At 62.2% G+C, this 13,203-nt stretch carries 11 protein-coding genes and 1 tRNA gene; 5 read left to right on the top strand and 7 right to left on the bottom strand.

The features are described from left to right. Positions 1-133 precede the first annotated feature (133 nt). Positions 134-1,072 carry an IS110 family transposase gene (locus AC6RV7_RS11840; protein ID WP_500094186.1) on the top strand — a complete coding sequence of 313 codons (939 nt, stop codon included), beginning with the start codon at positions 134-136 and terminating at the stop codon, positions 1,070-1,072. Positions 1,073-1,092: 20 nt separating this feature from the next. Here AC6RV7_RS11840 and AC6RV7_RS11835 read toward each other — a convergent pair whose 3' ends face one another. The 4 genes from AC6RV7_RS11835 to AC6RV7_RS11820 form a co-directional block, all read right to left on the bottom strand. After that, a complete protein-coding gene (locus tag AC6RV7_RS11835) occupies positions 1,093-1,485 on the bottom strand; it encodes a hypothetical protein (RefSeq protein WP_500094185.1) in 393 nt (130 codons plus the stop codon). 117 nt (positions 1,486-1,602) lie between these two features. Further along, entirely contained in the window at positions 1,603-2,025 is a 423-nt protein-coding gene (locus AC6RV7_RS11830) for an SMI1/KNR4 family protein (RefSeq protein ID WP_500094184.1), read from the bottom strand. Positions 2,026-2,123: 98 nt separating this feature from the next. After that, positions 2,124-2,513 carry a hypothetical protein gene (locus AC6RV7_RS11825; RefSeq protein WP_500094183.1) on the bottom strand — a complete coding sequence of 130 codons (390 nt, stop codon included), beginning with the start codon at positions 2,511-2,513 and terminating at the stop codon, positions 2,124-2,126. Between the two features lie 561 nt (positions 2,514-3,074). Continuing rightward, on the bottom strand, positions 3,075-3,476 hold the full coding sequence (locus AC6RV7_RS11820; RefSeq protein ID WP_500094182.1) for a hypothetical protein: 402 nt from the start codon (positions 3,474-3,476) through the stop codon (positions 3,075-3,077). A 1,171-nt stretch (positions 3,477-4,647) separates the two neighbouring features. Between AC6RV7_RS11820 and AC6RV7_RS11815 the strand changes: the two genes are divergently transcribed. Then, positions 4,648-5,964 carry an integron integrase gene (locus AC6RV7_RS11815; protein WP_500094181.1) on the top strand — a complete coding sequence of 439 codons (1,317 nt, stop codon included), beginning with the start codon at positions 4,648-4,650 and terminating at the stop codon, positions 5,962-5,964. 877 nt (positions 5,965-6,841) lie between these two features. On the opposite strand, the gene AC6RV7_RS11810 is transcribed toward AC6RV7_RS11815, so the two are convergent. After that, a tRNA-Tyr gene (locus AC6RV7_RS11810) sits at positions 6,842-6,927 on the bottom strand. Between the two features lie 99 nt (positions 6,928-7,026). Here AC6RV7_RS11810 and cls point away from each other — a divergent pair. After that, positions 7,027-8,478 carry a cardiolipin synthase gene (gene cls, locus AC6RV7_RS11805; protein ID WP_500094180.1) on the top strand — a complete coding sequence of 484 codons (1,452 nt, stop codon included), beginning with the start codon at positions 7,027-7,029 and terminating at the stop codon, positions 8,476-8,478. Positions 8,479-8,522: 44 nt separating this feature from the next. Here the strand turns inward: cls and cimA are convergent, their stop codons facing one another. Next, positions 8,523-10,085, bottom strand: coding sequence for a citramalate synthase (cimA, locus tag AC6RV7_RS11800; RefSeq protein ID WP_500094179.1), 1,563 nt, complete (start codon positions 10,083-10,085; stop codon positions 8,523-8,525). Between the two features lie 125 nt (positions 10,086-10,210). On the opposite strand from cimA, the gene AC6RV7_RS11795 reads away from it, so the two are divergent. Then, positions 10,211-11,296: a LacI family DNA-binding transcriptional regulator gene (locus AC6RV7_RS11795; protein ID WP_500094178.1), complete on the top strand. Its 1,086-nt coding sequence runs from the start codon at positions 10,211-10,213 to the stop codon at positions 11,294-11,296. A 24-nt stretch (positions 11,297-11,320) separates the two neighbouring features. Beyond that, positions 11,321-12,085 carry a hydroxypyruvate isomerase family protein gene (locus AC6RV7_RS11790; protein ID WP_500094177.1) on the top strand — a complete coding sequence of 255 codons (765 nt, stop codon included), beginning with the start codon at positions 11,321-11,323 and terminating at the stop codon, positions 12,083-12,085. Between the two features lie 18 nt (positions 12,086-12,103). Here AC6RV7_RS11790 and AC6RV7_RS11785 read toward each other — a convergent pair whose 3' ends face one another. Then, positions 12,104-13,159 carry a LacI family DNA-binding transcriptional regulator gene (locus AC6RV7_RS11785; protein WP_500094176.1) on the bottom strand — a complete coding sequence of 352 codons (1,056 nt, stop codon included), beginning with the start codon at positions 13,157-13,159 and terminating at the stop codon, positions 12,104-12,106. Between the last annotated feature and the right edge of the window lie 44 nt (positions 13,160-13,203).

Here is a 13,203-nt window from a genome sequence, read left to right as displayed (position 1 = left end):
GATCAGCTCATCCAATAACTTCACATCCAAGCCGCCATACGGCAGCTGCTTCTCTTTCGTGGTCACTGTCTTGTCCTTTCATTTCAGTGATCCACACACAAACTTTCTGACACGCTCCAAGAAGGAGTGAACCATGTCTGTGCAAACTTGCCCTGTGTTTATCGGAGTGGATGTCGCCAAACTCTCCCTGGCAATCCAGTTCCCCGACCACCTCTGGCCCACTGCCAATACCGCCGCTGGTCACGTGGCGTTTCTCACCAAGCTGCAGGCCCTCAGAGGTGCTCACGTCATCTGTGAAGCCACCGGTGGCTACGAGCAGCCGCTGGTCTTCGCTCTGCATCACGCCGGCGTCGCGGTCAGCGTGATCAACCCAAGACAGATCCGGGACTTCGCTCGTGCGTGTGGTCGCTTGGCCAAGACCGACTCGATCGATGCCGCGCTCCTGCGCGACTACGGGATCAGATTGCAGCCCGGCGCCGACCCGGTGCCTGCGACCGGCAGCGCCGAGTTCGCCGAGTCGGTTCGCGCGCGTCAGGACCTCGTCGCCTTGATCACCGATGAGATCAACCGTCGCGAACACGTGCGCCTGCCCGCTTTGCTCAAGCTCTCCCTCGCTCGTCAGAAGCTCCTCGAGAAGCAACTCGCCACCCTGGACGCTCTCATTGCCGACCACATCCAGGCCGATGCCGCGCTGGCCACCAAGTCCCAGCGCCTCCAACAGGTCCAAGGCGTGGGCCGCGTCAGCGCCTTCACCCTTCTGGCCCTCCTGCCCGAACTCGGCTCCTTGCGCGATGCCGAAGCAGCCGCCATCGCCGGCGTCGCTCCTATGAACCGCGACAGCGGTCAGTTCCGCGGCCAACGCCATATCCACGGCGGACGCGCCTCCGTTCGCCGCGTCCTCTATATGGCTGCACTCACCGCCACTGTCCACAATCCCATCCTAAAAGCCTTCTATCAACGTCTCCGCCAACACGGCAAACCCGCCAAACTCGCCCTTACCGCCGTCATGCGGAAACTCATTATACTCCTCAACCGACTACTCAAAAACCCCCAGTTTATCCTTGCTGGTTGAACACCGTTGCTGGCGCCTTGTTAGCCATTTTGGAGCAGCGAGAGCGGAAACAGTGATTCTGGACTCGGCAAATGCGTCGGAATCTCTGTGCCATCGATGCTCCAGAGATCCAAGCCTGCCAATCGCCCACGTCTTGTGAATAGATAGGCGCCGCAGAGATTATCAGCTTCCGTCCTCCACGCGAAATCAGCGATCACCTCCATCGGCATAGCGGCGTCTCCTTCAGCGCCATCAATCGCGATATCGATGCTGGCGCACCCGCAGCTGCAGCGAGCGGCGACAGTCGCGCGTTCGAGCTGCGAACTTAGATCCGCGACGTCGTCTGTGCCATGCTCAATCAGCCACCAGACGAGGTCGCGCTCTTGCTTCGTCAACGAACGGGATTCGGAAATTCGCGTTGCGTGCGCGGGCATGCTCTTTCTTTAGCTAACGTTAAAGATGAGCCACGACTCTGCTTGGCGTGACTCGTGCGAAAGCACGAGGCATGACAAGCAGGGTCGTTGGCTCTGGCGCCTGGTTCGGCTCTTTCTTCATCTCTCGAAAAGTGACCTTGGATCTTTCATCCGATCTAGAAACGAAATGAAATCTCGGCCGATCGGAATGGCGGAATCATAATCGAATCCAATCGCAGCGACCAAAACAACGGACGGCGGATCGGTGCGGTAATCAAGCGTGTAGGTCTCGCCGCCGCCATCTGAACCAAACATCAGAAATGCGGGAAAATACTTCTGCACCTGATTCGCGCGATTGAACGCACCGATCTCGTCGATGCTCCAAATCTGCAACTCGTGATCACCAATGACGCCGCCGAGTCCGTCAGCTTCGATCAAAATCTCGCGCAGTTCGTGAGGCAGCTTCCGACCGAAAGTCTCCTCGAGCTTCGCCACGGCTTCTGGCGTCGCGCCTGCGTTGCCTTCGAATCCCTCAAATCGCGCGAAGAGTGCGTCGTCCATATTTTGCCGAACGTCAAAGATCAGCCACACGTGTGCTTGGCGCGGGCCGTGCGTAAGCACGGAACGTGACAAGCATACGTGTTGGCTGTAGCGCCTGGTTAGGCATTTCCATTCCATTTCTCGCGAGTGGTCGCGACAACGCATGCAAGGATGGCTCCAGCGAGCCAGCAATAGAAGACCGGAAAGCTGAATGCACCAAACCAAGGGCCGAGCGCCTTCCAAACGAGCAACGTGCTGAAATAGCCGAGCAATGCACCGGCGAGAACGGATACTGCAGCCGCAAGATAACGATTCCAGCGCGCAGCGATACGCGCATAGCCGAGCGCGCCAGTGGCAATGCCAAGTGAAAGTAACGCGCTCCAGAATGCGAACGCACGCAAGTCGCCAGCGCCAAACCAACTCTGCTTCGCGAGAAATCCGACCGCGACCACAAGCGCAGCGACAATGAAGGTCAGCGCCGGCACCGCGAATGTGATAAGCTTCTTCATCTTCGCCTAACGTCAAAGATCAGCCACACGTGTGCTTGGCGCGGGCTGTGCGTAAGCACAGAACGTGACAAGCATACGTGTTGGCTGTAGCGCCTGGTTAGCCGTTTTGACTCTGGGCGTGCAGCGGACGGTTCGACCAGCCGCCAACGGCAGATCCGCTCGAGCAAAGCCGCCGGACGAGGTCGCGGAGCAGTGCGGCAGCGCCAGTCGCCGCGCTGGTGCGCGACCGGAATCGCGCAAAACCAAGTGCTCGTTCTTCGGCGCGCCACGCATGATCTGCCGGACGGAGCAGGCGAGTGGCTCGGCACTCGTCTGCTTCAAACGCCACGCCGGCGATTCTTCACGCAACTCCAACGTTCCAACCCCGTCGCCTTCTTCTCGGCGCGTCATCGGCGATCCACCACGCATCGCAGCAAGTTCACGCATTCGAAAAATCCATCGCACCCAATCGCTTCATTTTTTGGCTAACGTCAAAGATCAGCCACACGTGTGCTTGGCGCGGGCCGTGCGTAAGCACGGAACGTGACAAGCATACGTGTTGGCTGTAGCGCCTGGTTCGGCTTATTTAGGCAACGACGCATGAACCACGCGACTAGCTACTAGGCCTATGACCATGGCTGCAACAAAAGCTACCACGGCTTTAGCGGAAAAATGCCACATGAACAAAGTATAACCGAGCGAGGTGGCGAGGCTTCCAACAAGGAGGCAGGTCGATATCAAATACTGGACCCGCTTCGGAATCGACTGACTGCGAGCTGCTGCATCAGCGGTGCGCCCCAAGCAACTGGCTGCAAATGCCAAGAGGGGCAAGGATGCAGCAAACAAAACCAATGCCCACTCTAGCTTCCATGGGCGCTCACCAATGAGTGTAAGGGAAACAATTGACGCCACATTTGCGGTAAGTGCACCAACAGCAATGCTGCGGTGTTCCGATACTTGTTCAGTGCTAGTGTAGTCGATCATATTGCCGAACGTCAAAGATCAGCCACGCGTATGCTTGGCGCGGAGCGTGCGTCAGCACGATCCGTGACAAGCATATGCGTTGGCTGTAGCGCCTGGTTGGGCTCGAACATCGAGAGAATCTCAATCGCGTGAGTGGCTTCGTTCATACCGTTCGAAAAGAGTTATGCGACCTTTGCGTGTGAAATGTGCGACTGCTGCGAAAAACGGAAGACGCGGGATTCGCCCGTCTCCCGTTCCCGCGAATGCTTCCGAAAAAGCTGTGGCACGAGCACCTCGAACTGAAAGCCGAAATTCGCTACTACGCGACTTTGATGCGGCCGGCCGACTTTCATATAGCGCATCTTTCTTTTGATGCCGCACTGCGATTCGAATTCACGCATTGCCGATTTAACCGAGAGACCGCCCAACGTTAAAGATGAGCCACACGTGTGCTTGGCGCAGGCCGTGCGAAAGCACGGAATGTGACAAGCATACGTGTTGGCTCTAGCGACTGGTTGGGCTCGAACATCTGGAAAGACGCAATCGCGTAATTGGCTCCGTTCATACCGTTGGGAAAGAGTAGGGCGGATTTGCGTATAAAATGTGCGACTACTGCGAAGAACGATAAACGCGAACTTCGCCTCTTTGCTTCTGGCGAACGCTTTCGAAACAAGCTGGCGCAAAGCTTGGATAAAACAGGCTGTAGAGATTCATCCGCGCGCGATAGAAGTGCCAATGTCCGATTTCTGCGTGGCGTAACTTTGATGCGCATCTTCGTGCCGCTCGACTTCGCGAATGAGGAATTCACCGAGAGACCGCCCAACAGTGTTATTGGCCTTAACTGAGTTGATGATTTGCGGGGAGTGACGCAGCCCTGCGGTGCAGGTTTTTACAGCGAATCGATGGTCAAGCTATTGCTAGTTCGTTCTTTCGGATTGCTGCAATCCTGGATTTATCACTAGCCCAGATCGTTCATTGGCTGTCTATAGCGCCACTCGGGGAGACGTGTTTTCCTGCCGGCAATGCGTGTCATATGTGAGTTATGCTTCTAAGAGGAAGCACCGCCGACGTGAATCTTCTCTATTCTTTTTGAAGATGTAGGAAACCCATTGCCTCACAAATTATTATATTTTCGCATAAATCTTGCTTTATTATCGACAAGGCCGGTCGGGGGCCGGCAAAAGCTTAACCCATGATCACCCCATCCACCCCTGAGGCGGCTGATCGGACGCCGCTGCTGTTTCCTGAATGGGCCGAGTTGCTCGACCGTCGTCCGATGCCCCAGGAGCTGCGAATCAAGTATCACGAGGAGATCGTTCGGTTTCTGCGTTTTTGCCGGGACAAACATTCGCCGGCGACGGTGGTGCTCGCGCGGCTGTTTCTTTTGATGCCCTCCGCGCGCACTTACTCGCGCGAGGCGCTGCGTTGGTTCTTCAAGGAAGGGAAGCGCCTGCGTGCATCCGGCCCGCCGCCGAGCGCCACCCGCAGCCGGAGCGGGCCCACCCCGACAATCTCCCGGCTGCAGCCGCCGCCGCTCGCCCAGTCCGATCTTGGTGGCGCCGATTGGGAGCGCGACTTGATCGCCGCATTGCGGCAGAAGGGGCTTTTGTGGCGAACCGAGAAAACGTATCGCGAATGGGCGGCTCGTTTCGCGGCGGCGTTGCCGCGGGGCCGTTCGCCTTATGCGGCGACAGACGAGAACGTGGCAGAGTTCCTCTCGATGCTGGCAGTTCAGCAGCGGGCGAGCCGCTCGACGCAAAAGCAGGCGCTCAACGCGATCGTGTTTTTCCTGCAGGAAGGGCTGAAACGTCAGGTGGGCGAGATCGCTTTTCGCCGGGCGGCGTCGCGCCGTCGCGTGCCGAGCGTGTTGAGCCGTGACGAGTGCCGCAGGCTTTTCGAGCAACTCGACGGCACCGGGCGTTTGATGGGCGAACTGATGTATGGCGCGGGCCTGCGCCTGATGGAGTTGCTCCGATTGCGCGTGCACCATCTCGATTTGGAGCGCGGTCAGTTGAAGGTGTATTCGGGAAAGGGTGACAAAGACCGGATCACCGTGATCCCGGAGCGTCTGATCGAGGCGCTGAAACGTCATCTGGAGCGGCTGCGTCCCCTTTACGAGAAGGATCGCGCCAACGGCCTGCCGGGCGTCTGGGTGCCCGAGGGCCTCGCGCGCAAATATGCCGACGCGGGAAAAACCTGGGGATGGCAGTGGCTGTTTCCGTCGCGCGAGACGAGCGTCGATCCGGCAAGTGGCGAGCGTCGCCGGCATCACGTGCTCGATGGCGCCTTCCAGCGGATGGTGCGCGAGGCCGCCGGGCGTGCGCGTATCAACAAACGGGTGACGCCTCACGTCCTGCGGCACTCGTTTGCGACGCATTTGCTGGAGAATGGGACCGATATCCGGACCGTGCAAAGTCTGCTCGGACACGAGAGCGTGGAGACCACGCAAATCTACACGCACGTGATGCAGCGGCCCGGCTTGGGCGTTCGCAGTCCGCTCGACGGCTGATGCGCGAGGCGGTGGGAAGGCAACGGAGTCACAACGGACGCATGATCTCTCTCCCCCGCTACCGCGCGTCGACAGCTTCGCCCCGTCACTTCCAGAAGCGAAAAACCGGGGCACGCAAAAAACTTGTAGATACGCAGTAATGCAGCTCAACAACATTGTTGTGCGGCGGCGTTTTTGACGGAGATCGCGGCGCAATTCAGTCAACGGCTGCCCACAAATTCTGTGGATGCACTTCCGCGACAGACGTGTCCGCCAAAGCGTGAGGAGACATAAATCCGATCTCCGTTGATCGGAGCTTCGTCGTATCCGCAAACCGATCACGTCGGCTTTCGTTTGGATTTTGCGGGGAAAGTGGTGGTAGGACCTGGATTGGCTGGGCTTCGCTCAGGTGCCGCGCACTCGCGCTGCGCGCACCCCTTCTCCGCCCGCGGTGCGGGCTCCGTCGAACCATGGTTCTCATCCAGGTCCGCGGACGTCTTTGACGCTGCGATCACCTCACGTGAGCGTCCAATTCTCCGTGGGGAAAGTGGTGGTAGGACCTGGATTGGCTGAGCTTCGCTCAGGTGCTGCGCACTCGCGCTGCGCGCGCCCCTTCTCCGCCCGCGGTGCGGGCTCCGTCGAACCAAGGTTCTCATCCAGGTCTGCGGACGTCTTTGACGCTGCGATCACCTCACGTGAGCGTCCAATTTTCCGCGGGGAAAGTGGTGGTAGGACCTGGATTGGCTGAGCTTCGCTCAGGTGCTGCGCACTCGCGCTGCGCACGCCCCTTCTCCGCCCGCGGTGCGGGCTCCGTCGAACCATGGTTCTCATCCAGGTCCGCGGACGTCTTTGACGCTGCGATCACCTCACGTGAGCGTCCAATTCTCCGCGGGGAAAGTGGTGGTAGGACCTGGATTCGAACCAGGGAAGGCGTAAGCCAGCAGATTTACAGTCTGCCCTCGTTGGCCACTTGAGTATCCTACCACGAAAGGAACGCGGAAATTCAGGACTGATTTCGCCGACGGCAAGGTTTTTTTACACCAACCTTGCCACTCTGTCGCAGCTGGCTTCTCTCGACCTCGAATGCTCGACGCGCCGCGTGATCTCCTCGAGCAGTTTCTCGACCGTGGACTGCTCCCCGTGCTTTTCAGCATCGCCGGTTTTCTGCTGGCGTTTTTCCTGGTCGCCCGGCTGATGAGCGAAAAACGCGCGCCGGCGAACACCTTCGCCTGGTTGCTCATCATCGTGCTCGTGCCGTATGTCGGCGTGCCGCTCTATCTCCTCCTCGGAGGCCGCAAACTTCGACGTCTCGCCGAGCGCAAATCGCGTTTGTTGCCCGCCCTGCCCCCCGAGGCGCGCTGTCCTTCGGAGTTCGCCACCACCCCGGTCGCCCACACGGTCATGGCGAGCGGTGCGGCCGCACCCGTGGCGTGCAACCGCCTCGAGCTTCTCACCACGGGCGAACAGGCGTTTGCCGCGCTCGAACAGCAGATCCGCGCCGCGAAAACGTGCATCCACATCACGACGTTCATTCTTGGTTTTGACGATACGGGCCGCCGAATCGTGCGGCTGCTCACCGAGCGCGCGCGCGCCGGCGTGAAGGTTCGCCTGCTGCTCGACTCCGTCGGCTGCATGTTCCTCAACCGGCAGTTCGTGCTTTCGATCAAAAAAGCCGGCGGCGAGATCGTGTGGTTCATGCCGGTGCTGCCGTTCGTCACGCGCGGCACCGCGAATCTCCGCAATCATCGCAAGATCGCCGTCTTCGATCACCGCACCGCGATGGTCGGCGGCCACAATCTGGCCCGCGACTACATGGGCCCCGTGCCTTATCGGAAACGTTTCGCCGATTTCGGCGCGGTGGTTGAAGGCCCCGCGGCGGCGCTGCTGAACGAGGTGTTCATCGCCGACTGGTGTTTCGCGAGCCGCCAGTCGGCCGACGCGCTGCACAACGAGATCCCGGTCAACGTCGTCGCCGAACCGCGCGGCCGCAGCGACGTGCAGGTGATCGCCAGCGGACCCGATGTCCCGGGCGATCCGCTCTATGAGGGAATTCTCGCGATGATTCACGAGGCGGAGCGCAGCCTTTGGATCGTGACGCCCTACTTCCTGCCCGACGAAGTGCTGCTGCGTTCGCTAAAGGTGAAGATTCACGCGGGCTGCGCGGTGACGATCATCCTGCCGGCCCGCTCGAATCACCCGATCACCGATCTCGCGCGCAAGCACTACGTCCGCGAGCTGCGCCGTGCCGGCGCCACGGTGTGGCTGTTCCAGCCCGGCATGATGCACAGCAAGGCGATGATCATCGACGACCGCGTGGCGCTGTTCGGCTCCGCGAACTTCGATCCGCGCAGCTTGTTCGTGAACTTCGAGGTCGGCGTGCTCGTCTACTCGCGGCCCGACGTGCTCGCGATCAAGGCGTGGGCCGAGGGGCTCCTCAAGTCGTGTCGCGTGACGAAAGACGAAGACCGGCGCCGGACGCGTTTCGTCGGCAGCGTGCTCGAGGACGTCAGCCGGCTGCTCGCGCCGCTGCTGTGAGACGCGCGCGAACACGTTCGCAAGCCAGGCGCGCGCCCCCGAAGTCAGCCCTGCATGAGTTTGAACTCGACCGACTCGCGTAGCGCTTCCCAGCTCGCGTCGATGATGTTGTCGCTCACGCCGACGGTGCCCCAGATGCGAACGCCGTCGCCGCTCTCGATCAACACCCGCGTGCGGGAACCGGCGCCCCGATTGCTCTCAAGGATGCGGACCTTGTAGTCGCGCAGGGTCATCTCGCCGAGTTGCGGAAACGCCTTCGCGAGCGCGAGCCGCAGCGCCTTGTCGAGCGCACCGATCGGGCCCGACTCCTCCGCGACGGTGTGCACCGACTCGCCGTTCACGCGCAGCTTCACGGTCGCTTCGGCCCACAACTGGTCGTTGTGGCGCTCGATGATCACGCGATAGTTTTCGACCTCGAAAAACGTTTTCTGCCGGCCGAGGCACTTTGCCACGAGCAGCTTGAAGGACGCGTCCGCCGCCTCGTATTCGTAGCCGCGGAACTCGCGATCCTTCAGTTCCTCGACGAGGCCTTTCATTTCGGGCCGTTTCTCGTCGAGTTCCAGGCCCATTTCGCGGGCCTTGAGCGCGAGGCTGCTGCGGCCGGCCATGTCGGAGACGAGCACGCGCGTGCGGTTGCCGACCAGCGCCGGGTCGATGTGCTCGTAACTGCGCGCGACTTTCTGCGCGGCGTTGGCGTGCAGGCCGCCCTTGTGGGCAAACGCCGACTGGCCCACGAACGGCGCCTTCGGATCGGGGCGCAGATTGGCGAGTTCGTCGAAAAAGAGCGACAGGTCGCGGATCTCCGCGAGGTGCGGCGCGCAATGCGCGGTGCGGCCCATCTTCAACAGCAGATTCGGCAGGATTGTAACCAGATTGGCATTACCGACGCGCTCGCCGTAGCCGTTGATCGTGCCCTGCACCAGCGTCGCGCCGGCATCGATGCCGGCCAGCGAAACGGCGACGCCGAGACCGCTGTCGTTGTGGCAATGCACGCCGACCTTGTCGCCGCCGAAGCGCTCGACCGCGGCGCCGACGATGCGTGTCACCTCCGGCACGAGCTTGCCGCCATTGGTTTCGCAAAGCGTCAGGTTGCTCGCGCCGCCACGAGCCGCGGCTTCGAGCGTGCGGAGCGCGTAGTCCGGATTATCGAGATAACCGTCGAAGAAGTGCTCCGCGTCGTAGATCACCTCGCGGCCTTGCGACACGAGGTAGCGCACGCTGTCCTCGATCATCGCCAGATTCTCCTCCGGCGTGGTGCGCAGGATCTCGTGTACGTGCATCAGCCAGGTTTTCCCGACGATGGTGAGCACCGGCATCTCGCTCTCAAGCAGCGTGCGGAGTTGCGGATCCTCGGACGCCTTGGCGCCGGCCCGGCGCGTCGCGCCAAACGCCGCGAGCCGCGCATGTTTGAGCTTCAGTTTCTTCGCCTCGGCGAAAAACGAGATGTCCCGCGGATTCGATCCCGGGAAGCCGCCTTCGATGTAGTCGACGCCGAAATCGTCCAGTTTCTGCGCAATCAGCAGCTTGTCGGTGACAGAGAAACTGATGCCCTCGCCCTGCGTGCCATCGCGCAAGGTGGTGTCGTAGATCTTCACGGCGTTGCTCATGGAATCGTCGAGGTTTGCGGTCGTGCCGGCGGCTGGCAAGGGAGCTTTTCAGAGGTGACTGGCGGCCGGATCGCGCCCGGAACTGCGCCTTGTGCCGAGGGGCAAAAGCCGTAAGGTCGCGCCCAATGGCCTTCCAAGCCCCCCGCCATCCGCAGACCAACCGCGCCGGTCTGGTGCAGATCGCCACCCGCCTGAACATTTCGCCCTCGACCGTCTCGCGCGCGCTTCGTCCCGAAACGGCGCACCTCGTGCGGGAGGATTTGCGGCGCGCAATCCGGGACCTGGCGGAGAAACTTCACTTCTCCCCGAACCCCGGCGCGCGCATGCTGCGCAAGGGTGTGAACGCCTCGCTCACGGTCGTGGTGCCCTTCGACGAGAACATTTTCTTCTCCGAATTCTACGGGCGTTTTCTGTCCGGCACGATCCACGCCGCGGCGGCGCGACGCTGGGACGTGCACATCTCGACGCTGCGGCGCGTGCGCGGCGCGGATTTTCGCGAAACGCTGCAGACGCTCAGCTTCGAAACGTCCGGTCTGATCTATCTCGCCGAGCCGCTGAGCCAGGAAGACGTGCAGAAAATCCGCGGTTTCCGGCGTCCGCTGGTGTTGACCAAATCGGCGCTGCCGCTCGGCACGAACGATGCGGACCTCGACGTGCCGGTCGTCGGCGTCGACAATCTCGAGGGCGCCCGCTCCGCCGCACGTTTGCTGCTGCAACTGGGTCATCGCCGCGTGGGCCTGCTGCTCGGCCCGCCGACGTCGCGCGACGCCCACGAACGAAAGCGCGGCTATCTCGAAGTGCTGGAAAGCGCCGGCGCGCGTCCCCGCCCGGAATGGATCTTCGAGGGCGCATTCAGCGCGGATACCGGCCGGGCCGGCCTCGCGGCCGTGATGCGCTCCCGCGAGCGGCCGACCGCGGTGTGTTGCGCGAGCGACGAGATTGCGTTCGGCGCGATCGACGCCGCGCGCGCGAGCGGCCTGCGCTGCCCGGCGGATTTGTCAGTCGTCGGGTTCGACGACGGTCCGTGGGCAAATGCATGTTCGCCGGCGTTGACCACGATCCGCCAGCCGCTCGCCGACATGTCGGAACGCGCGGTGAGCTTGATCGTCGAGGCGGCCACGCATCCGGACGGCGTGGTCCGCACCGAAACGAGCAACATGTCGGCTTCGATCGTGATCCGCGAATCCACGCGCGCCAACGCGGCGGGTTAAGCGACCGTCCCTCGCCTTTTTCCCATGGCCTCGCTCCGACAAGCCTTCAGCTGGTGGTGTTTCGTCAACCGCGGTCTCGACGCCGATACGCTGCTGTCCACGGCGCGACGCATCGGCTACGAAGCCGTCGACCTCATTCCGCGCGAACTCTGGCCGCTCGCCCGCCAGCACGGGCTCGCGATTTCCGCGGTCGACGGACACCGCTCGATCGTCGAGGGCCTGAACCGCCGCGAGCATCATGCGCGGATCGAACGCGAACTCCGCGACAACATCGCGGCCGCGAGCGCCGCGGGCGTGCACAGTTTGATCTGTTTCAGCGGCAGCCGCGGCGAGCTCGCCGACGAACCGGCGATCGCCGCCTGCGCCGAATTGTTGCGCAAGGTCGCGCCGGCCGCCGAAGCCGCCGGTGTCACCCTGAATCTCGAACTGCTCAACAGCCGCGTCGATCATCCCGACTACCAGTGCGACCGCACCGCCTGGGGACTGCGCGTCGTGCAGCAGGTCGATTCCCCTGCGGTGCGACTGCTATATGACATTTATCACATGCAGATTATGGAGGGCGACATCCTGCGGACGATCCGGGAAACGTATCCGTGGATCGGCTACTATCACACCGCGGGCAACCCCGGCCGCGGGCCGCTGAACGACGACCAGGAGTTGAACTATCCGCCGATCTTCCGCGCGATCGAGCGCACCGGCTACCGCGGCTTCATCTCGCACGAGTTCACGCCGCAGCGCGACGTGGCCGCGGAGCTCGCAGACGCGTTTCGCCTCTGCGCGGAATCCTGAACGCCGACGCGCGGTCGCTCAACGCCGCAGGCGCTGCGTCGATTCGCGGAAGAAAACCGGCGGCACGACGAGCACCTCGCGCGGCGCATCGATCCCCGCCTGCAACATCCGAAAGAGCAGCGGCACCGCCTCGCGCACCATCGCCTCGTTGGCGCCGGCCACGGTTGAGAGCGGCGGATCGAAATAGCCGGCCAGCTCATAGTCGCCGACTCCCACAATCGCCACATCGTCGGGGATGCGGATCTCGGCTCTCTTCAGCGCCTGATACGCCCCGACCGCGAGGCTGTCCGTCACGGTGAACAGGCCATCGAGCTGCCGTCCCTCCGCGAGAAACGCCTGCAACGTCGCCGCGCCTTCGGCCGGCAGCAATCCCGGGCTGACCAGCACCGCCGGATCCTGCCCGGTGCGCTCCCGGACCGTGCGGGAGAAGGCATCCATGCGGTTCGCCGTCGTGTGCGTTAGCAGGCGGCCATGCAAGATCGCGGGCCTCATGCAGCCCGCATCGAGCAGGACCTCCGCGGCGCGACGGCCGACGCAGTCCGGGGCCTCGAGCACGCAGGTATAGTTTTGAATCCGCCGGCCGAGGATCACGACCGGATACGGCAGCCGGGCCTTCGCGAGGAACTGGTCGTCCTCCGGCAGCGTATTCGTAATGATGACACCGTGATACCGGTCCGCGTCGAGCAGGCCCGATTTTTCGCGGAGTTTGCCGGCGTGAAACATCTCGATCGCAACTGCGTAGCGCGTGTGCTCGCTGGTCTGTTCGTCGACCGCGCGCTGGAGCGCCTGCAGCGCCTGGCCCACCAGCGGGAGCGGCGCTTCGAACGAGGTGAAAATCGCGAGATCGAACTGGCGGGTGGCGGCCTTGTGCGTGCGCAACCGACGGCCCGCCATGTTCGGAACATAGCCCAGCGCGAGCGCCGCCTCGCGTATCCGACTGATGGTGTCCTGCGAAAGCCGCCGCTCGGTCCCGCGATTCGAGAGCGCGGAGGAAACGGCGCCGGGCGACACCCCGACATGCTCCGCGATCTCGTAAATCGTCACCGCTGGTTTGTGGCCGGCTTTGTTGGGCACGACCGGGTTATGGGGCAAAAGTCGCAATCGTTTCGAGGGAAATT

It is taken from the genome of Opitutus sp. sgz309028 (genome assembly GCF_059821195.1).
The sequence above is the reverse complement of the archived record's forward strand: the minus strand, read 5'-3'. Positions and strand labels throughout refer to the sequence as shown.

Coding starts and splice junctions, on each gene's coding strand:
- AC6RV7_RS11820 (WP_500094182.1), bottom strand. CDS start 3,476: ATGATCGACTACACTAGCACTGAACAAGTATCGGAACACCGCAGCATT.
- cimA (WP_500094179.1), bottom strand. CDS start 10,085: ATGAGCAACGCCGTGAAGATCTACGACACCACCTTGCGCGATGGCACG.
- AC6RV7_RS11790 (WP_500094177.1), top strand. CDS start 11,321: ATGGCCTCGCTCCGACAAGCCTTCAGCTGGTGGTGTTTCGTCAACCGC.
- AC6RV7_RS11825 (WP_500094183.1), bottom strand. CDS start 2,513: ATGAAGAAGCTTATCACATTCGCGGTGCCGGCGCTGACCTTCATTGTC.
- AC6RV7_RS11815 (WP_500094181.1), top strand. CDS start 4,648: ATGATCACCCCATCCACCCCTGAGGCGGCTGATCGGACGCCGCTGCTG.
- AC6RV7_RS11840 (WP_500094186.1), top strand. CDS start 134: ATGTCTGTGCAAACTTGCCCTGTGTTTATCGGAGTGGATGTCGCCAAA.
- AC6RV7_RS11830 (WP_500094184.1), bottom strand. CDS start 2,025: ATGGACGACGCACTCTTCGCGCGATTTGAGGGATTCGAAGGCAACGCA.
- AC6RV7_RS11795 (WP_500094178.1), top strand. CDS start 10,211: ATGGCCTTCCAAGCCCCCCGCCATCCGCAGACCAACCGCGCCGGTCTG.
- AC6RV7_RS11835 (WP_500094185.1), bottom strand. CDS start 1,485: ATGCCCGCGCACGCAACGCGAATTTCCGAATCCCGTTCGTTGACGAAG.
- cls (WP_500094180.1), top strand. CDS start 7,027: ATGCTCGACGCGCCGCGTGATCTCCTCGAGCAGTTTCTCGACCGTGGA.